Below are 18,739 nucleotides of genomic sequence, written 5' to 3' on the forward strand. Positions count from 1 at the left end.
TCACTCCGCGGCCAGCTTCTGGGACCGGGCGTAGGTCAGCAGCGCGTCGTCCGGAACCGTCTCGATCGGCGTGAAATCCTGATGGGCGATCCACTCCGGCCGGGTCGGCTTGCGGATGTGGTTGGAGACGGCGCACAGCGTCAGATAGACGATCTTGCGAGGGTAGGGGGTGATGTTGCCGGCGGAACCATGGATGAGGTTGCCATGGAACATCAGGACCGAACCCGGCTTGCCGGTCGGCGCCACGATGCCGCCCTCGTCGACCAGTTTGGAGACGGTGTCGTGATCCAGCGTCCACAGCGGGTAGGATGTCGTCTGCACGTCATGGCCCGCCGCCAGGGTCCCGTGCTTGTGGCTGCGCGGGATCAGCATCAAGGGACCATTGATCGGCATCACCTCGTCGATGAAGACCGAGATGTTCATCGCGCGCGGCTCCGGCATGCCGTCGTCGCGAGCCCAAGTTCCATAATCCTGGTGCCACTGCCAGACCTCGCCATCGAACGCCGCCTTGGCGTTGATCTTGTACTGGTGCATGTAGAGCTTTTCGCCGAAGAACTGCTCGACCGGCTCGATCAGCCGCGGATGGGCTCCCACGAGGCGGAAGACCTCGTTATAGGTGTGGGCGGCGAAAGCGGTGCGCGGCGCGCCACTCTTCTCACGCCAGACTTCCTTGCGGTCGGACTGGTAGATGCCCTCCGCCTCGGTCCGCATGACCGCCACTTCTTCCGGCGAGAAATGCTCCGGCAGGAAGATGTAGCCCTGTTCCTCGAAGTCCTTGAGCTGTTCGGGGGTGAGTTTCATGGAATGTTTCCTCCGTTTGATGATGTTCGTTAGTTGCGCGGCAATTCAGGCGGCTTGTGCCATGTCGGCGAGCCGTTGGGATGTCTCCGTTCCAGCCCGGCTGGCATGGGCACGCGCTTCGGCTTCGGCTTGATCAGCGTTCCCAGCCAGGATGAAACCCACGATGCTGGCATGTTCACGCCAGACCAGCGGCCGATGATCGGGGTCGTCCAGGACAACGCCCATCGACCGCTTCAGGTGCGGCCATTGCGGCGCCACGGTTTCCTCGATCGCCGAGTTGCCCGAGAGCCTATAGATGGCGGTATGAAACGCCACGTCGGCCTGGATGAACACGGCGGCCGGACGATCGGGATCGAGCGACCAGCCATGCTTGACCATCTCCTCGAGATCGCGGCAGGCCACCGGGCTTGCGGAACCCGCCGCGACGCGTTTGGCGGCCAAACGGGCGGCGAGGGCGTCCAGAGATGTCCTGACCTGATACAGGTCGAGGATGCGGCCGGCGTCCAGCGGCGCCACGACCAGGCCGCGCTTGCCGCTTTCGACCAGTAGACCTTGCCGCTTGAGAAGCTGGAGCGCGTGGCTGACCGGCTGGCGCGACACGCCCAGCCGTTCGGCCAGTTCCTCCTGACGGATGCGGCCACCAGCCGCCAAGTCGCCACACGCGATGGCTTCGACCAGCGATTCGTAAACTTGGTCGATCAGAACCGGCTGGGAGGCGACTGGCTTCATGATGGCTCACCGAGGCTTCAAAGTTTCGGAATTCTGAATTCCGAATTCATCAACCCTAAACCGGCGCGGTCGGATCGTCAAGCACATACCGTCGTATTGCACCTGTCATTTCCATAATATAAATTATCACATTCAATGGCATTGTTGGGAGAGAGTGCTTTTTGCCCGCCGGCGCGGCCATCGACCATCATCGGGTTTGCACCCGCCGCGGCGTCGGCTAAGGTCGAACCATCCTCCCTCCTGGACAGATCGGCCCTCATGTCGCGAAACATCGACCGCCTGCTCGAGATCATGGCCCGCCTACGCGACCCCAACGGTGGCTGTCCTTGGGATCTGGAACAGACCTTCCGGACCATAGCGCCGCATACCATCGAGGAAGCCTACGAGGTCGCCGACGCCATAGAACAGGACGACCTGCCCGCACTCAAGGAGGAACTGGGCGACCTGCTGTTCCAAGTCGTCTTTTACGCCCAGATGGCCAAGGAGGCCGGCGAGTTCGATTTCGACGCCATCGCGGGCGCCATAGCCGACAAGATGCTGCGCCGGCATCCCCACGTCTTCGGAGACGTCACCGTGGAAAGCGCGGACGCCATGGTCGTGCGCTGGGAGAATCAGAAAGCCGCCGAGCGCGCCGCCAAGGCGGCGGCCGAAGGCACGGTCCCGAGCGTGCTGGACAATGTCGTCGGCGGCCTGCCCGCCTTGACCCGAGCGATCAAATTGCAGAGGCGCGCCGCGCGCGTCGGCTTCGACTGGGCCGCGACCGCCGACATCCTGGACAAGATCGACGAGGAGATCGCCGAGTTGCGCGCCGAGTTGGCCGCCGCCGACAAGGCGCGGCTCCAGGACGAGTTGGGAGACGTGCTGTTCGCCGTCACCAACCTGGCCCGTCGCCTGGATATCGACCCGGAGACGGCGCTGCGCGGCACAAACGCCAAGTTCGACCGCCGGTTCCGCCGGATCGAGGCTTTGCTGGCCGAGACTGGCCGCGGCCCCGAACAGTCCGATCTGGACGAGATGGAAACCCTGTGGCAACGCGCCAAGCGTGAGGAAACCGCGCTGGCGCCTGAAGCCCCGCCCAACGCCTAGCTTGATAGCTGAAGGAATGAAGACGATGACCTACGCCAACAACGCCCCCCACAAGCCGGCGACGGTCCTGATCACCGGCGCCACCGGCGGGTTCGGCGGCGCCTTCGCGCGCCGGTTCGCCGCGATCGGATCGAAGCTGGTGCTGGCCGGCCGCAAGGCCGATCGCCTCAAGGCGCTGCGCGACGAGTTGAACACGGAAGTCCACACCATCGAGGTCGATGTCCGCGACCGTACCGCCATCGAACAGGCGTTCGGCACCCTGCCCGCCGGCTTCGACGAGGTCGAGACGCTGATCAACAACGCCGGGCTGGCGCTTGGGACGGATCCCGCCCAAAAGGCCGATCTGGACGACTGGGAAACCATGATCGACACCAACGACAAGGGCTTGGTGTTCTGCACCCGCGCGCTGCTGCCCGGCATGATCGAGCGCGGTCGCGGCCATGTCGTCAACATCGGCTCGACAGCCGGCAGCTACCCGTATCCGGGCGGCAACGTCTATTGCGCCTCGAAGGCCTTCGTCAAACAGTTCTCACTGTCGCTGCGGGCGGATCTCCAGGGCACCGGCGTCCGCGTCACCAATGTCGAACCCGGCATGGTCGAAACCGATTTCTCGCTGGTCCGTTTCAAGGGCGACGCCGAGAAGGCCGGTAAGGTCTACGCCGACACGACGCCGCTGACGCCGGACGATGTCGCCGAGGCGGTGTTCTGGGCGGCCACCCTGCCCCCGCATTTCAACGTCAACCGGCTGGAGATCATGCCGACGACCCAGGCGTTCGGGCCGCTGGCGATCCACCGGACCAAGTAGTCACTCGCCGAACAGCAAGTCCCGCAACGCCGTCCAACTCGCGCGGTCGGGGGCCAGCAGCAGGCCGCCGTCGCGCTGGGTCGGCGAATACGGTGTGCCGTCGATCCTGGCGTGATAGCCGCCAGCCTCCGCGTGCATCAGCGCGCCGGCCGCGTGATCCCACGGCATGATGCGGCGGTAGATCGAGAAATGCGTCTCGCCAGCGTTGAGCTTCAGATATTCGTGCGCGGCGCAACCCAGGGAGAAGGTTCTGGCCAGTCGGAGCTTCCGGCCCTCCAGCCGCTCGCGGGTCGAGGCGTCGAAATAGCGGGACGACAACACGCCGGTCATCTCGGGCAACTCCGACGCCGGGGCCGTCCGCAGGCGGGCACCATCAAGCCAGGCGCCCTGCCCTTTCTCCGCCACCGCCATGCGGCCGCCCAGCGGATCATGGATCCACCCGGCAAGCGTCTCGCCGCCCGCGGCGAGCGCCACGATCACGCCGAAGTGTTGTTTGCCGGCCGCGAAGTTGGAGGTGCCGTCGATCGGGTCGATGATCCAGACGGGATCGTCGCCGTGGATGCGGTCCAGGACCGTGATGTCGGCGGCGGTCGCCTCCTCGCCGATCACCACCGAGCCCGGCAGCAGGTCAGCCAAGCGCCGGGTCAATGCCACCTCGCTCGCCTCGTCGGCGACGGTGACGAGGTCGCCGGGACCCTTTTCCCGGATATCGGCTGTCGCCAGATGGCGGAAACGCGGCAGGATCTCCGTTTCGGCCACCTCGCGGATGATGGTCGAAACGCGGTCGATATCAGGCAACATACGGGAAATTTCCAGGACGGCTTCGTGAGGTGCTTCAATCGGATAGATGGTGTGCCGTGATGATTTTGCAAAATCGGGCACACACGAAAGAAGGGGCCGCGACGTAAGCCGCGGCCCCTTCCCTACCCTGGTCCAGCCTGTATGGCCGGGAGACTGGTGCTTAGAAGCCCATGTCGCCCATGCCACCCATGCCGCCCATGCCACCCGGCGGCATCGACGGGCCACCCTTGGGCTCGGGCTTGTCGGCGATCATCGCCTCGGTGGTGATCAGCAGGCCGGCGACCGAAGCGGCGTCCTGCAGCGCGGTGCGGACGACCTTGGTCGGGTCGATGATGCCGGCCTTGAACATGTCCACGAAGGTTCCGTTCTGGGCGTCGTAGCCATAGGACGGATCGGTCGACTCGAGCAGCTTGCCGACCACCACGGCGCCATCGGCACCGGCGTTGTCGGCGATCTGACGGGCCGGAGCCTTCAGGGCGCGACGGATGATCTCGACGCCGACGCGCTGGTCGTCGTTGGCGACCGTGACGCTGTCAAGGGCCTTCAGGGCGTACAGCAGGGCGGCGCCGCCACCCGAAACCACACCCTCTTCGACCGCGGCGCGGGTCGCGTGCATCGCGTCGTCGACGCGATCCTTGCGCTCCTTCACCTCGACCTCGGTGGCGCCGCCGACGCGGATCACCGCGACGCCGCCAGCCAGCTTGGCCAGACGCTCCTGCAGCTTCTCACGGTCGTAGTCGCTGGTGGTCTCGTCGATCTGGCGACGGATCTGCGAGCAACGCGCCTCGATGTCAGCACCGGCACCGGCGCCGTCGACGATCGTGGTCTCCTCCTTGGTGATCAGCACGCGCTTGGCGGTGCCGAGCATCTCCAGGGAGACGTTCTCAAGCTTGATGCCGAGGTCCTCGCTGACGACCTGACCACCGGTCAGGATGGCCATGTCCTCGAGCATCGCCTTGCGGCGGTCACCGAAGCCCGGAGCCTTGACGGCGGCGACCTTGAGGCCACCACGCAGCTTGTTGACCACCAGGGTGGCCAGGACCTCGCCCTCGACGTCCTCGGCGACGATCAGCAGCGGACGGCCGCTCTGGACGACGGACTCGAGGACCGGCAGCATGGCCTGGAGGCCCGACAGCTTCTTCTCGTGCAGGAGAATGAAGGGGTTCTCCAGCTCGGTGGTCATCTTGTCGGCGTTGGTCACGAAGTACGGGCTGAGGTAGCCGCGATCGAACTGCATGCCCTCGACGACCTCGAGCTCGGTCTCGAGCGACTTCGCCTCCTCGACGGTGATGACACCCTCGTTGCCGACCTTCTCCATGGCGCGGGCGATCATCTCGCCGATCTCGCGCTCGCCGTTGGCGGAGATGGTGCCGACCTGGGCGATCTCGGCGTTGGTGCCGATCTTCTTGGACGAGGCCTTGACGGCGGCGACGACGGCTTCAACAGCCAGATCGATGCCGCGCTTCAGGTCCATCGGGTTCATGCCGGCCGCGACCGACTTGACGCCCTCACGGACGATCGCCTGCGCCAGAACGGTCGCGGTGGTGGTGCCGTCGCCCGCCAGGTCGTTGGTCTTGCTGGCGACCTCGCGCACCATCTGCGCGCCCATGTTCTCGAACTTGTCGGACAGCTCGATGTCCTTGGCGACCGTCACGCCGTCCTTGGTGATGCGCGGAGCGCCGAAGCTCTTCTCCAGCACCACGTTGCGGCCCTTCGGGCCCAGCGTCACCTTGACGGCGTCGGCGAGAATGTCCACGCCACGCAGCATGCGGGTGCGGGCGTCGACCGAAAACTTAACTTCCTTGGCAGCCATGCCCTGGATCTCCTATTAGGTGGTTGACGCGAGGTGTTATTCGAGGACGCCCATCAGGTCGGACTCACGCATGATCAGCAGCGTGTCGCCCTCGATCTTGACCTCCGTACCGGACCACTTGCCGTACAGAACTTTGTCGCCCGCCTTGACGTCGAGCGCGGTGACCTTGCCATCGTCGCCGCGGGCACCAGGACCGACGGCGATGACTTCGCCCTGCATCGGCTTTTCCTTGGCGGTGTCCGGAATGATGATGCCGCCGGCAGTCTTGTTTTCCTGCTCGGTCGGCTTCACGACGACGCGATCATGCAAAGGCCTGAACTTCATGGGATCTCTCCGAGATGTCTGTCGCCGGCTTTGGGTGCCAGCGGGATTGTTTGTTAGCACTCAAGGCCAGGGAGTGCCAGCCGTATAGCGGCAGATTACCACGCCGTCAAGGTTTTCAACCAAAGGCGGGGTTTTCAGCCGTCCGCCGGGTGGCACTCCCGGGCAAATGGGGCCTCGCCCTGGATACACCAGGGGTGGTGGCGCATTTTCCGCGCGTCAAAAAGAGGGCCGGCGTCCTTTCCGGACGCCGGCCCCGTGTTTCCGCGGCGTCACGCGCGGCTTTGGCTCACCGCGCGGGATGGTAGTCGTAGCGGCTCTCGAACCGGGCAAGATCGGCGGGGTCGAGTGCTATCCGCAGATGGGCGAAGGACTCGTCGTCGCGCCGTTCCAGCACGTCACCCTTCTGGTGGAGCCAAGCCAGCGCCGCCCCGTCCTCGATCCGGACGGAGAGGTCGACCGTCTGCCGGTCCGCCGTCATGTGCCGGTCCAGCAGGCCGAACAGTTCGGGCAAGCCCTCGCCGGTCAGCGCCGAGACCGCCTGCATGTTATCGTTGCGCGCGGCCTGGGCCAGCAGCCCGTTCCGCGTCTCCGGATCCAGCAGGTCGATCTTGTTCAGTACCTCGACGACACGTCCGTCCTGCTCGCGGTCGATGCCAAGATCGCGCAGCACTGATTCCACGTCGGCCTTTTGGGCTTCGGTGTCGGGATGGGCGATATCCCGCACGTGCAGGATGATGTCGGCGGCCTGCACCTCCTCCAAGGTCGCCCGGAACGAGGCGACCAGATGGGTCGGCAGGTCGGAGATGAACCCCACCGTGTCGGAGAGGATCACCCTGCGGCCAGTCGGCAGCTCGATCCCGCGCATGGTGGGATCCAGCGTCGCGAACAGCAGGTCCTTGGCGAAAACGTCGGAGCCGGCCATCCGGTTGAACAGCGACGACTTGCCGGCGTTGGTGTAGCCAACCAGCGCCACCACCGGATACGGCACCCGCTCCCGCGCCTTGCGGTGCAGGTCTCGGGTCCGCCGGACCTCCTCCAGCTCGCGCTTGAGCTTGATGATCCGGTCACCGATCAGCCGCCGGTCGATCTCCAGCTGGCTTTCGCCGGGACCGCCCAGGAATCCGAAACCACCGCGCTGGCGTTCCAAGTGGGTCCATGACCGGACGAGCCGCGAGCGCTGATAGGTCAGCGCCGCCAGCTCGACCTGCAACTGGCCCTCCTTCGTCCGCGCGCGGGCGCCGAAGATCTCCAGGATCAGGCCAGTGCGGTCGATCACCTTGGCCTTCAATCCCCGTTCCAGGTTGCGCTGCTGGACCGGCGACAGGGCGTGGTCCATCACGACTAGGTCGATTGGTTGCTCGTTCTCCTCCGCCTCGCGGATCAGCTCCGCGAAATGCTCGACAACGCCGGACCCCAGCAGGGTGGCGGGCTGCGGCTTGTTGACCTTGATCGCCTCGGCGTGGACGACAGTGAGATCGATCGCGGAGGCCAGACCGACGGCTTCGTCCAGACGCGCCTCGGGGCTGCGGGCGCCACCTTCCGAACTGGCCTCTGATCTCCTGGTCTCGCGCAGGATCGGGTGGATCACGAGGGCGCGGCCGGTGCCCATGGCGGACCGGCCGTCGCCTTGATCTGGCGTGTTAGGTGCTTTCACCTTCTTTGGGCGGCTCGAAGAGTTGAATAGGATGGGCCGGCATCACGGTCGAGATGGCGTGCTTGTAGACCAGCTGGCTGTGCGCGTCGCGCCGCAGCAGGACCGAGAAGTTGTCGAACCAAGTTATGATGCCTTGCAGTTTGACTCCGTTCACCAGGAAGACGGTGACCGGAGTCTTGTTCTTTCGGACGTGGTTAAGGAAAACGTCCTGAACGTTTTGACTTTTTTCGGACATGTGCAATCGCCCCGTTTGTGATGGTTCTTGGGGCCCCATCCCAGAGCCCGGATATTCCCGCATAACCCAAAGGCTGGGCTACTCGCTGCGCTCCACTGGAGACTCCAGCGATATGGTGGTGCGGAGCCGCCGCACCAAGTCGGATACTATACCGCAACCGCCAAAACGGTGCGCGGGCGGAAAATCGCCGAAATCATCGGGACCATCACCAATCAGCATGGGTAGGCAGCCAGCGGCGTGGGCGCACTGCATATCCACGTCGGCGTCACCGACGAACCAGACATCCGGTCCAGCGGGAAACCCGCCGGGCGCCAGCGCCATGTGGATGGGATCAACCGCCGGTTTATCATGTGGGGCGTCCCCAGCCCCGACAAGTTTACCAAAATACCGATCCCAGCCAAGCTGGGCCGACTCGGCGCGCAGGAACCGCCCCGTCTTGTTGCTGACCACTCCCAGATAGACACCGCCGTCCGACAGGGCCTTCAGCAGATCCTCGGCACCGGGAAGCGGCTTCAGGTAGTCGAGGTGATGTCGGCCAAAATGGTCATAGAAGATGTCGCGCGCGTCGGTCCAGCGGTCACCGAACAAGCGGGGAAAACTGTCTCGGAGGCTCTGTCGGACGCGGACGCGGGTTTCCTCCAGCGTCCACGGCGGCAGGTCGTGGGCGACCAGGGCGGCGTTCAAGGCGGCGTGGATGCATCCCCAATTGTCGACCAGCGTGTTGTCCCAATCAAACAGGACGGCGCGGGGAAGCCGATCCGGTTCCTCGGGACCGGTGTCGGCGACACGCATCACGACGCCCCCTCGCCGCTGGCGTAGTCCAGATAGGCTTGCCGCAGCCGCTCGCCGAACGATCCCGGCCTGCCATTGCCGACGGTGTGGTCATCGATCCTGGTCACCGGCATGACGAAGGTGCTGGCGCTGGAGACGAAGGCCTCGCGGGCGCGGTACGCCTCCTCCAGCGAGAACGCGCGTTCCTCGAACGGGATGCCCGCCTCCTTCGCCAGACGGATGATCGACAGGCGCGTGACGCCGTTCAGGATCAAATTGTTCGCACAACGGGTCACAAGGGTACCGGTCTCGGTCACGATCCAGGCGTTGCTGGAGCAACCCTCCGTCACGTTGCCCTCGGGGTCGAGCTGCCACGCCTCGAAGGCGCCCGCCTCCACCGCCCGCTGCTTGCCCAGCACCTGCGGCAGCAGGGCCACCGATTTGATGTCGCGGCGCAGCCAGCGGATGTCGGGGATCGAGATCACCTTGACCCCGTTCTCCAATTGTTCCGGCGTCGCGAAGCTGGTGGCCCGCTTCGTCGTCATCACCAGGGTGCTGTCGGAATGCTTCGGGAACTTGAAGTCGCGCGGCGCGACACCCCGGGTGACCTGGAGATAGATCGTTCCCTGCCTCACCCGGTTCTGGGCGATCAGTCGGCGCATCAGCAGCTTCAGCACATGCGGCGCGACCGGCCACGCGATCCGCAGCTCACCCAGCGAGCGGGCCAGCCGGTCCAGGTGTCCCCGCTCGTCGACCAGCTTGCCGCCAATGATCGTGACGACCTCGTAGACGCCGTCCGCGAACTGGAAGCCCCTGTCCTCGACATGGACCATCGCCTCGCCGTGGGGAACGAACCGGCCGTTGACATATGCGTATCGAGACATGCTTTCCGCTTCCGTAAGGAGAAAGGAACGTTGGAAACCTTGGAGGCGCCTAGAAGAACTCCAGCCGGACGGCGAACATCTTCTCGACCTTCTTGACCTGCCCGACCGCCGCCAGGATGATCACCCGGTCATGCGGCTTGATGACGGTCGACGGCCTCGGGATGATCACCTCCTCGCCGCGCACGATCGCACCGACGATGACCCCGGTCGGCAGCTTGATCTCGCGCAGCGGCGTGTTGATCAGGCTGGATGTCTCCAGCGCCTCCGCCTCGATGATCTCGGCGAACCCCTCCCGCAGGCTGTGCACCGAGCGGATCCTGCCGCGGCGGACATGCTGGAGGATGGTCGAGACCGTGATCGTGCGGGGGCTGACGACGGCGTCGATCCCCAACGTCGTGACCAGCGGCGAGTACGTCGTCTTGTTGATCAGCGTGATGGCGCGCTGGCAGCCATAGCGCTTGGCTAGCAGCGAGGCGAGGATGTTGCCCTCGTCGTCGTTGGTGACGGCGACCACCGTCTCCGCCGCCCGCACGTTGGCCTCCTCCAGGATCTCGGGGTCGAGCCCGTCGCCGTGCAGCACCATGGTGCGGTTGAGCCGCTGGGCGATGAACTGGGCGCGGGCGCGGTCGAACTCGACGATCCGGGCGCTGACCTGAGGGTGTTTCGCCTCCAGCTCCTCCGCGAGGCACAAGCCGATATTGCCGCCGCCCAGGATGATGATCCGGCGGGCCTCCGTCTCCTCGTGGCCGAAGGCGGCCATAGCGCGGCTGAGATGCCGCGTGTCCGCGACGAAATAGACCTCGTCACCCGGCAGCATCTGGTCGTCGCCGCCGGGGATGATCGGCTTGTCGTTGCGGACGATCGCCACGACCTCGATGTTGAGGTCGGGGAACAGCCCGGTCAGCTGACGCAGCGGCGTGTGCAGGATCGGGCAGTTGTCGGCGCAGATCACCCCGATGACGCGGACCTTGCCGTCCGCCAGCGGGATCATGTCGAAGGCGCCCGGTACCTGGAGCCGCCGCGCGATGGCGCGCGCCACCTCGATCTCGGGCGAGATGATCACGTCGATCGGCATGTGCTCGCGCGAGAACAGGTCGGCCCAGATCGGCGCCAGATAGCTCTGGTTGCGGACGCGGGCGATCTTGGTCGGCACGTTGAACAGCGAGTGGGCGACTTGGCAGGCCACCATGTTGACCTCGTCCGCCAGCGTGACCGCGATGATCATGTCGGCCTCGCCGGCGCCCGCCTGCTCCAGCACGTTGGGGTGCGAGGCGAAGCCGACCATGGCCTGGACATCCAGCGTGTCGCTGATCTTCTGGATCAGTTCCGGCGACTGGTCGATCACCGTCACGTCGTTGTTTTCGGTCGCGAGATAGCGCGCGATGTTGGAACCGACCTGCCCCGCGCCGCAGACGATGACTTTCATGGCTCAATCCGCCGCCAGCTTGTGGCCTGGCTTGTCGTGGCCCGGCTTGTCGTTGCCGTGGACGCCCAGCGATTTCAGCTTGCGGTGCAGGGCCGAGCGCTCCATCCCGACGAAGGCCGCCGTGCGCGAGATGTTGCCGCCGAACCGTGTCACCTGCGCCAGCAGGTACTCGCGCTCGAACACCTCGCGCGCCTCGCGGAGCGGCAGTCCCATGATCTCGCCGCCCTTGTCCCATTTGAGCACGGTCGGGGTGATGGCGCCGATCTCCGGCGGCAGCATGTCGGCGCGGATCGGCTCGCGCGGATCGCCGGTGGACATGATCAGCAGCCAGTCGACCACGTTCCGCAGCTGACGCACGTTGCCCGGCCAATCATAGGCCTGGAGGGCGGCCATCGCGTCCTCGCCATAGTCGCGGGCCGGCAGCCCGGCGGTCTCCGCCGAACGCACCATGAAGTGGCGCGCCAGGAATGGGATGTCCTCCCGCCTCTCGGTCAGCGGCGGGACCCGGATCGGGACGACGCTCAACCGGTAGAACAGATCCTGCCGGAAGCGACCGGCCTCGATCTCGGAGGGCAGGTCGCGGTTGCTCGACGCGATCACCCGCACATCGACCTCGACCCGGGCCCCGCCGCCGACCCGCTCGAAGGTCTGCTCCTGCAGGACGCGGACGATCTTCCCCTGGGTCTCCAGCGGCATGTCGGCGACCTCGTCCAGCAGCAGGGTGCCGCCATGGGCCTGCTCGAACGTCCCGACCTTGCGCGGCACGCCGTCCTGACCATGCTCGGTGCCGAACAGCTCGACCTCCAGGCGGTCGGGCCGCATGGTGGCGCAATTCAGCCCGACGAACGGCCCGTCGGCCCGGCGCGAGCGGGCGTGCAGCAGACGGGCCACCACCTCCTTGCCGGAGCCGGCCGGACCGGTGATCAGGACGCGGCTGCCTGTCGGCGCCACCTTCTCGATCGACTGGCGGACGTGGTTGATGGCGGAGGACTTGCCGATCAGCTCGACCTGTCCGCCGGCCCGCAGCCTAAGCTCCTCGTTCTCGCGCCGCAGCCGGGCGGCCTCGATCGCGCGTTCGACCAGTACCAGCAGGCGGTCGGCCTTGAACGGCTTCTCGATGAAGTCGTAGGCGCCCTGCTTGATCGCGGACACCGCCGTCTCGATCGTCCCGTGACCGCTGATCATGATGACCGGCAGGTTGGGATGGTCGCGCTTCAGCTCGGCCAGGATCTGGATGCCATCGAGCCGGCTGCCCTGGAGCCAGATGTCCAGGATGACCAGGCTCGGCCTTCGGGAGCCGACGGCGGCGATCGCCTGGTCGGCGTCACCGGCCTGCCGGGTCTTCATGCCCTCGTCTTCCAGGATGCCGGAAATCAGCATCCGGATATCGGCTTCGTCATCGACGATCAGAATGTCATGCGCCATAGCGACTCTGTTTCTGCTGCGTTTCTTCGGCGGCCACGGCCGGCGCGGCGATCTCGGTCTTGGGAATCACGAGGCGGACCTGGGCGCCCGGAACGGGGCCATCGGGACCGGCTTCCCTGTCCTCCAGCACCAGTTCGCCGCCATGGTCCTCCATGATCTTCTTGACGATGGCGAGGCCCAGGCCGGTGCCCTTCGCCCGCGTCGTGACATAGGGCTCGGTCAATCTGTCGCGTTCCTCATGGGGCAGACCCTTGCCGTTGTCGGCGATGACGATGGAAACCCTGTCGTCATCGACCTGGAGGCTGAGATCGACCTGTCCAGGGGGCAATGTCCCGATATCGGGAGGCTGCCGGCCGTCGATCGCGTCGGCGGCGTTCTGGAGCAGGTTGGTCAGGGCCTGGGAGATCTGGCGGCCGTCACAGGGCACCGTCAGCGGACCAGAGGGCAGATCCGCCGTGAACTTGATGCTGGGATGGGCGCTGGATTGTAGGAACACGGCTTGTCGGCATAGCTCATTGATGTTCTGCGGCTTCATCACCGGGCTTGGCATCCGCGCGAAGGCGGAGAACTCGTCAACCATCCGGCCGATATCGTCCACTTGGCGTACGATGGTATCGGTACACATCTGGAACGTCTCGGGGTCGCTGGTGATTTCCTTGAGGTATTTTCGGCGCAATCGCTCGGCCGACAGCTGGATCGGGGTCAATGGGTTCTTGATCTCGTGCGCGATGCGCCGCGCCACGTCGGCCCAAGCGGCCTTGCGCTGCGCCGATAGAAGCTCCGTCACGTCATCGAAGGTCACCACGAAGCCGCGGATGTCGTTGCCCACCGACTCGGCGGCGATCCGCACCAGCAGCGTCCTGGCCGTCCCGGCCCGGCGCAGCTGGACCTGCGCTTCCATCAGCTTGGCCGGGCGGCGCCGGATCATGCCCATCAACTCGCCCATCTCGGGCGCCACGTCGACCAGCCGGCGGCCGAGCAGGACCTCCGGGTCGTCGACGCCCAGCAGGTGCGCGCCCGACAGGTTGGGCAGGTTGATGCGGCCCTCGTGGTCCAGGCCGACCACGCCGGCCGAAACACCGGCCAGCACCGTCTCGGTGAAGCGGCGACGCAAGTCGAGCTGGCGGTTCGCCTCGATCAGCTCGCGCCGCTGGCTCTCCAGCTGGCTGGTCATGCGGTTGAAGGCGCGGCTCAGCGTTCCAAGCTCATCCTCCGGCAACAGTTCCGGCACGCGCGCACCCATGTCCCCCGCCCTCACCCGCTCCGCCGCCGCGATCAGCGAGCCGATCGGCGCGACCAGGGCAGTCGCGAAGTTCAGGCCGATCCAGACCGCCGCCAGCAGCAGCAGCAGCGCCACGACCACGAAGATAAGCGTCGCGGTGATCTGAAGGCTGGACCGCTTGCCCTCCAGCTCGGCATAGGCGTTGGCCGCCTCCTGCGCCGATTCCATGTGGTTGAGCACGCGCGGCTCGACCAGCCGGCCAACGAACAGGAAAGTGTCGACGAAGCGGTCCAGCCGGACAAGGCCCCTGACCCTGTCGTCGGTGTCGGTCACCATCAGGACGACCTCGCCCTGCCGGGCGCGCTCCAGCGCGCTCTCGGGGATCGGCTCGAACTCCAGCGTGAACGACAGGCCGGAGCGCGCCAGCATGCGGCCGCTGCCGTCGAACACGATCGCCTCGGTCAAGGCCCGCAGCGCCGCCTGGGTCGCCACCACCTGGGCGAAGCGGCCGGGATCGGTCAGCAGGCGCGCCGCCTCGCGGTTGAGGTCGTTCGCCATGGCGAGCGCGTCGGCCCGGATCACCTGCTGGTGTTCGTGAAGGTAGGCTTGCGCCACGGCGCGGGATTCGTTGACCGCCGTGCGAACCCGCTCGCTGAACCAGGATTGGACGCCGACATAGAAGAAGATGACGGAGAAGGCGGCGACGATGATCGCCGGCATGACGGCCAGCAGACTGAAGGTCGCGACCACCCGCACGTGCAACCTGGAGCCGGCGAGGCCCCGGCGCCGCTCGATCCACAGCGCCACGATGCGCCGCGCGATGATGGCGCCAAGCATCAGCATCAGCGCCAGGTCGAGCGTCAGCAGCAGGCTGACCGTGTTGGGATCGTTGCCGAAGGGAGGTGTCGCGGTGAGCGCGCCATAGGTCGCGAACCCCGCGCCCACGGCCGCCACCGCCAGTGCCACGGCCAGCTTGCCGGCAAGACCGACGCGGCTGGCCCAGACCAGGAACTGGGTCCAAAAGGATTGCGGGACACCCGCGGGTTCACTGCTCATCTATCTCGTCGCATTGGGCTCGTCCTGAACCCGTCCTGTGACCAGGATGCCACGAGACCGATGCAGGGTGTGTTATTTTAGCCCACGGATGACTTGAATATCCAGTTCGCGAATCTTCTTTCTGAGCGTGTTCCGATTAAGTCCCAACATCTGTGCCGCTTTGATCTGATTTCCCCGCGTCGCGGAGAGGCTGAGGGAGATCAGCGGGCGCTCGACCTCGCGCAGTACGCGGTCGTACAGCCCGGCGGCGGGGATACCGTCCTTGTGGGCCGCGAAATAATCCTTCAAATGCCGCTCGACCGCCGAGCTTAGACCCTCGTTCTGGTGCTCCTCGACCTGGGGCGAGGCCGGGGCCGAGTCCGCCAGTTCGGACTCGATGATGTCGGTGCTGATGACCTCCTGGCTGTAGAGGGCCGCCAAGCGCCGCACCAGGTTTTCCAGCTCGCGGACGTTGCCGGGCCAGCGGTAGCGCTTCAAACGGTCCATCGCGGGGCCGTCGATGCTCTTGGTCGGCAGACCCTGCGCGGAGGTCAGCGTCAAGAAATGGCGGACCAGTGACGGGATGTCCTCAGTCCGCTCGCGAAGCGGCGGCAGCCGGATCGGCACGACGTTGAGCCGGTAGAACAGATCCTCGCGGAACAGCCCCTGGCGGATCAGCGTGCGGAGGTCGCGGTGGGTCGCGGCGATGATGCGGACGTCGGTCTTGATCGGCGTCCTGCCGCCAACGGTCGTGTATTCGCCCTCCTGCAACACGCGCAGCAGCCGGGTCTGGGCCTCCAACGGCATGTCACCGATCTCGTCCAGGAACAACGTGCCGCACTGCGCCTGCTCGAACCGGCCGGTCGAGCGGGTCGTGGCGCCGGTGAAAGCGCCCTTCTCGTGGCCGAAAAGCTCCGACTCGATCAGTTCGCGCGGGATCGCCGCCATGTTGATCGCGACGAAGGGACCGCTGCGGCGCTTGCCGTATTCGTGGAGCGCGCGGGCGACCAGTTCCTTGCCGGTGCCGGACTCGCCGGTGATCATCACCGTCAAGTCGGTGCCCATCAGCCGGGCCAGCACCCGGTAGATCTCCTGCATCGCCGTCGATCGGCCGATCAGGGGAAGCTGCTCCTCGGCCTCGGCGGCGTCGAGCGCCGCGTTGCCGTTGAGGGCCAACGCCTGCGGCGCGCTCAACGCGCGCTCGACGACGTTGACCAGTTCCTTCAGGTCGAACGGCTTCGGCAGGTATTCGAAGGCGCCGCGTTCCGCCGCCTTGACCGCCGTCATCAGCGTGTTCTGCGCGCTCATCACGATGACGCGCAGCTCGGGCCGGATCTTCTTGATGCGCGGGATCAGGTCCAGGCCGTTCTCGTCAGGCATCACCACGTCGGTGATCACCAGATCGCCCTGCCCGTCCGCGACCCAGCGCCAGAGGGTGGCGGCGTTGCCCGTGGTCCGGACGTCATGGCCAAGGCGGATCAGGGCTTGGTTCAGCACCGTGCGGATCGCCCGGTCGTCATCGGCGACCAGGATCGTCGATGATGACATCAGATCTGCTCCAGCGGCTGTTCGAAATCGGCATACATTGGTAGCGATACCTTGAATACGGTTCGGCGCGGCAGCGTCTCGAAGTCGATGACTCCACCATGGTCGCCAATCAGTTTCGCAACCAATGCAAGACCTAGGCCGGTCCCATTCCGCTTTGTGGTAACGAAGGCGTCGAACAAATGGGATCTAAGGTCTTCCGGTATGCCGTTGCCGTTGTCCTGCACGCTGACCAGCAACGGCAGGTGAACGCGGCTCTCGATGCCAGGAACGGCCAAACGGACGCCGTGCTGATAGGCGGTGCTCAAAATTATCTCACCACTCTGCTCCGGGACCGCTTCTGCCGCATTTTTAATCAGATTGAGGAATACCTGGATCAGCTGGTCTCGATTGCCATAGACATCCGGCAACGACGGATCGTAGCGCTCGGTGAAGCGGATGGTGCGGGCGAAGCCATTCTGGGCGACCCGGCGGACATGCTCCAGCACGCTGTGGATGTTGACCGCGGTCCGCTCCGGCGGACGCTTGTCCGAGAACACTTCCATCCGGTCGACCAGCGCCACGATGCGGTCGGATTCGTCGCAGATCAGCCGCGTCAACTCGCGGTCGGGTTCGGACGCGTTCTGTTCCAGCAACTGGGCGGCGCCGCGGATGCCGGATAGTGGGTTCTTGACCTCGTGGGCCAGCATCGCCGCCATGGCGGTGACCGAGCGGGCCGCGTTCCGGTGGGTCAACTGGTTGTCGATCTTTCGGGTGATCGACTTCTCGTGCAGCGACATGACCACGCAATCCGCCGGATCGCCGAGCGGCGCCACCCGAACGGTGACGAAGTGGATGCCGATGCGCGGCGTGTCCAGCGTCACCCCGTATTCCGACATGCTGGCGCCACCCAGCCGCGCCTGCTCGATCAGGAAGAAAACCGGGCTGTCCGACGGCAGCAGTTCGGTCAACGGCAGCCCGATCAGCGCCGCGGCGCCGCTGTCGAAGAACTCCTGCGCCTCCAGGTTGACGTACCGGATCTCGTCGCGGTCGCCGATCACCAGGACGGGATCGGGCAAGGCGTTGAGGATGCCGGACGGATCGATCTCCTGTCGCGGCGTCTTGCGCCACATGGGTGCCACCGCGCGCGCCATCAAGCTGCCATCCGTTCGATTTCGGGTGAATAGAAGGACCGGATCATGTCGCGCACGACCACCGGATCGGCGACGCGGTTGACCTCGGCGCGGAACTCGGCGGAGCCCGGAAACCCCTTGCTGTACCAAGAGACGTGCTTGCGGGCGATCTTGACACCCGCGTCGGTGCCGTAGTGTTCCAGCATGGCCTCGTAATGTTCCAGGAGTGTCGCCAGTTGTTCGTCGGGGCGTGGATCGGGCAGGCGATCGCCTGTCCGCAGATAATGGATGACCTGACCGATGAACCAGGGCCGGCCATAGGTGCCGCGTCCGATCATCACGCCATCGGCGCCGGACTGCTCCAGGCACCGCGTGACGTCCTCGAACGTCGTCATGTCGCCATTGGCGATGACCGGGATCGAGACCGCCTCCTTGACCGCGCGGATCGCCGGCCAGTCCGCCGAGCCGGTGTAGAACTGGCAGCGGGTGCGGCCATGGACGGTGACCATCTGGATGCCACATTCCTGGGCGATCCGCGCCAGATTGGGGGCGTTGCGGCTGGTGTCGTCCCAGCCCAGCCGCATCTTCAGCGTGACCGGAAGCCCGACCGCCTTGACGGTCGCCTCCAGGATGCGGGCGGCGTGGACCTCGTCCCGCATCAGGGAGGAACCGGCGTGGCCGTTGACGATCTTCTTGACCGGACAGCCGAAATTGATGTCGATGAGCGCCGCGCCACGATCCTGGTTGAGCCTCGCCGCCTCGGCCATCGCCGCCGGATCGCACCCGGCCAGCTGGACGGCCATGGGAAACTCCTCGGCGCAGTTGGTCGCCATCTTCATGGTCTGGCGCGACGCCCTGATCATCGCCTGACTGGCGATCATCTCGGAGACGACCAGACCGGCGCCGGCACGCTTGACCAAGCGGCGGAACGGCATGTCGGACACGCCCGACATGGGGGCCAGGATGACGGGATCGTCGATCCTGATAGAGCCGATGTTGATGCCCATAGTTTGGGCAATTCCCTGTAATGCTGTCATTTTGTGCAGACTATCACGCATTGCGAAAACATCG

17 protein-coding genes are annotated in these 18,739 nt (G+C 65.7%); 2 read left to right on the plus strand and 15 right to left on the minus strand.

The features are described 5' to 3' along the window. Complete coding sequence (locus N825_RS04915; protein ID WP_037447521.1) at positions 1-801, minus strand: phytanoyl-CoA dioxygenase family protein; 801 nt, start codon at positions 799-801, stop codon at positions 1-3. A gap of 45 nt (positions 802-846) precedes the next feature. Further along, positions 847-1,530 (minus strand): GntR family transcriptional regulator, encoded by a 684-nt coding sequence (locus N825_RS04920; protein WP_037447522.1) that lies wholly within the window; start codon positions 1,528-1,530, stop codon positions 847-849. A 258-nt stretch (positions 1,531-1,788) separates the two neighbouring features. Here N825_RS04920 and mazG point away from each other — a divergent pair, with 258 nt between their 5' ends. Next, positions 1,789-2,616 (plus strand): nucleoside triphosphate pyrophosphohydrolase, encoded by an 828-nt coding sequence (gene mazG / locus N825_RS04925; RefSeq protein WP_037447523.1) that lies wholly within the window; start codon positions 1,789-1,791, stop codon positions 2,614-2,616. A 25-nt stretch (positions 2,617-2,641) separates the two neighbouring features. Continuing rightward, complete coding sequence (locus tag N825_RS04930; RefSeq protein ID WP_051511568.1) at positions 2,642-3,421, plus strand: SDR family NAD(P)-dependent oxidoreductase; 780 nt, start codon at positions 2,642-2,644, stop codon at positions 3,419-3,421. Here N825_RS04930 and N825_RS04935 read toward each other — a convergent pair whose 3' ends face one another. From N825_RS04935 to dusB, 13 genes are all read right to left on the minus strand, one after another. Continuing rightward, a complete protein-coding gene (locus N825_RS04935) occupies positions 3,422-4,222 on the minus strand; it encodes an inositol monophosphatase family protein (RefSeq protein WP_037447524.1) in 801 nt (266 codons plus the stop codon). Positions 4,223-4,382: 160 nt separating this feature from the next. Beyond that, positions 4,383-6,035, minus strand: coding sequence for a chaperonin GroEL (gene groL, locus N825_RS04940; RefSeq protein WP_037447526.1), 1,653 nt, complete (start codon positions 6,033-6,035; stop codon positions 4,383-4,385). A gap of 36 nt (positions 6,036-6,071) precedes the next feature. After that, positions 6,072-6,359 carry a co-chaperone GroES gene (locus tag N825_RS04945; protein WP_037447527.1) on the minus strand — a complete coding sequence of 96 codons (288 nt, stop codon included), beginning with the start codon at positions 6,357-6,359 and terminating at the stop codon, positions 6,072-6,074. A 286-nt stretch (positions 6,360-6,645) separates the two neighbouring features. Then, positions 6,646-7,968 carry a GTPase HflX gene (hflX, locus tag N825_RS04950; protein ID WP_037447530.1) on the minus strand — a complete coding sequence of 441 codons (1,323 nt, stop codon included), beginning with the start codon at positions 7,966-7,968 and terminating at the stop codon, positions 6,646-6,648. A 31-nt stretch (positions 7,969-7,999) separates the two neighbouring features. Then, the gene (gene hfq, locus N825_RS04955) at positions 8,000-8,248 is read right to left on the minus strand and encodes an RNA chaperone Hfq (protein ID WP_037447532.1); all 249 of its coding nucleotides are present in this window, start codon (positions 8,246-8,248) and stop codon (positions 8,000-8,002) included. A 78-nt stretch (positions 8,249-8,326) separates the two neighbouring features. Further along, positions 8,327-9,040 carry an HAD family hydrolase gene (locus tag N825_RS04960; protein WP_037447534.1) on the minus strand — a complete coding sequence of 238 codons (714 nt, stop codon included), beginning with the start codon at positions 9,038-9,040 and terminating at the stop codon, positions 8,327-8,329. Next, the gene (locus N825_RS04965) at positions 9,040-9,903 is read right to left on the minus strand and encodes a D-amino-acid transaminase (protein WP_037447537.1); all 864 of its coding nucleotides are present in this window, start codon (positions 9,901-9,903) and stop codon (positions 9,040-9,042) included. The genes N825_RS04960 and N825_RS04965 overlap by 1 nt, the downstream gene beginning before the upstream one ends. Positions 9,904-9,952: 49 nt before the next feature. Further along, positions 9,953-11,329, minus strand: coding sequence for a Trk system potassium transporter TrkA (gene trkA / locus N825_RS04970; RefSeq protein WP_037447540.1), 1,377 nt, complete (start codon positions 11,327-11,329; stop codon positions 9,953-9,955). Between the two features lie 3 nt (positions 11,330-11,332). Next, the gene (gene ntrX / locus N825_RS04975; protein ID WP_037447542.1) at positions 11,333-12,754 is read right to left on the minus strand and encodes a nitrogen assimilation response regulator NtrX; all 1,422 of its coding nucleotides are present in this window, start codon (positions 12,752-12,754) and stop codon (positions 11,333-11,335) included. Continuing rightward, on the minus strand, positions 12,744-15,032 hold the full coding sequence (locus N825_RS04980) for a sensor histidine kinase NtrY-like (RefSeq protein ID WP_051511546.1): 2,289 nt from the start codon (positions 15,030-15,032) through the stop codon (positions 12,744-12,746). The genes ntrX and N825_RS04980 overlap by 11 nt, the downstream gene beginning before the upstream one ends. A gap of 72 nt (positions 15,033-15,104) precedes the next feature. Continuing rightward, positions 15,105-16,559, minus strand: coding sequence for a nitrogen regulation protein NR(I) (ntrC, locus tag N825_RS04985; RefSeq protein WP_037447543.1), 1,455 nt, complete (start codon positions 16,557-16,559; stop codon positions 15,105-15,107). Next, the gene (locus N825_RS04990; protein ID WP_051511547.1) at positions 16,559-17,689 is read right to left on the minus strand and encodes a two-component system sensor histidine kinase NtrB; all 1,131 of its coding nucleotides are present in this window, start codon (positions 17,687-17,689) and stop codon (positions 16,559-16,561) included. Before N825_RS04990 ends, ntrC begins: the two co-directional genes overlap by 1 nt. Next, positions 17,689-18,675, minus strand: coding sequence for a tRNA dihydrouridine synthase DusB (dusB, locus tag N825_RS04995; protein WP_037447546.1), 987 nt, complete (start codon positions 18,673-18,675; stop codon positions 17,689-17,691). Before dusB ends, N825_RS04990 begins: the two co-directional genes overlap by 1 nt. Positions 18,676-18,739: the final 64 nt, after the last annotated feature.

It is taken from the genome of Skermanella stibiiresistens SB22 (genome assembly GCF_000576635.1).
Classification (GTDB): Bacteria; Pseudomonadota; Alphaproteobacteria; order Azospirillales; family Azospirillaceae; genus Skermanella; species Skermanella stibiiresistens.

What these genes read in the sequence shown, in the direction of transcription:
- N825_RS04915 (WP_037447521.1), bottom strand. Translation starts at nt 801, where the DNA reads ATGAAACTCACCCCCGAACAGCTCAAGGACTTCGAGGAACAGGGCTAC.
- N825_RS04920 (WP_037447522.1), bottom strand. Translation starts at nt 1,530, where the DNA reads ATGAAGCCAGTCGCCTCCCAGCCGGTTCTGATCGACCAAGTTTACGAA.
- mazG (WP_037447523.1), top strand. Translation starts at nt 1,789, where the DNA reads ATGTCGCGAAACATCGACCGCCTGCTCGAGATCATGGCCCGCCTACGC.
- N825_RS04930 (WP_051511568.1), top strand. Translation starts at nt 2,642, where the DNA reads ATGACCTACGCCAACAACGCCCCCCACAAGCCGGCGACGGTCCTGATC.
- N825_RS04935 (WP_037447524.1), bottom strand. Translation starts at nt 4,222, where the DNA reads ATGTTGCCTGATATCGACCGCGTTTCGACCATCATCCGCGAGGTGGCC.
- groL (WP_037447526.1), bottom strand. Translation starts at nt 6,035, where the DNA reads ATGGCTGCCAAGGAAGTTAAGTTTTCGGTCGACGCCCGCACCCGCATG.
- N825_RS04945 (WP_037447527.1), bottom strand. Translation starts at nt 6,359, where the DNA reads ATGAAGTTCAGGCCTTTGCATGATCGCGTCGTCGTGAAGCCGACCGAG.
- hflX (WP_037447530.1), bottom strand. Translation starts at nt 7,968, where the DNA reads ATGGGCACCGGCCGCGCCCTCGTGATCCACCCGATCCTGCGCGAGACC.
- hfq (WP_037447532.1), bottom strand. Translation starts at nt 8,248, where the DNA reads ATGTCCGAAAAAAGTCAAAACGTTCAGGACGTTTTCCTTAACCACGTC.
- N825_RS04960 (WP_037447534.1), bottom strand. Translation starts at nt 9,040, where the DNA reads ATGCGTGTCGCCGACACCGGTCCCGAGGAACCGGATCGGCTTCCCCGC.
- N825_RS04965 (WP_037447537.1), bottom strand. Translation starts at nt 9,903, where the DNA reads ATGTCTCGATACGCATATGTCAACGGCCGGTTCGTTCCCCACGGCGAG.
- trkA (WP_037447540.1), bottom strand. Translation starts at nt 11,329, where the DNA reads ATGAAAGTCATCGTCTGCGGCGCGGGGCAGGTCGGTTCCAACATCGCG.
- ntrX (WP_037447542.1), bottom strand. Translation starts at nt 12,754, where the DNA reads ATGGCGCATGACATTCTGATCGTCGATGACGAAGCCGATATCCGGATG.
- N825_RS04980 (WP_051511546.1), bottom strand. Translation starts at nt 15,032, where the DNA reads ATGAGCAGTGAACCCGCGGGTGTCCCGCAATCCTTTTGGACCCAGTTC.
- ntrC (WP_037447543.1), bottom strand. Translation starts at nt 16,559, where the DNA reads ATGTCATCATCGACGATCCTGGTCGCCGATGACGACCGGGCGATCCGC.
- N825_RS04990 (WP_051511547.1), bottom strand. Translation starts at nt 17,689, where the DNA reads ATGGCGCGCGCGGTGGCACCCATGTGGCGCAAGACGCCGCGACAGGAG.
- dusB (WP_037447546.1), bottom strand. Translation starts at nt 18,675, where the DNA reads ATGGGCATCAACATCGGCTCTATCAGGATCGACGATCCCGTCATCCTG.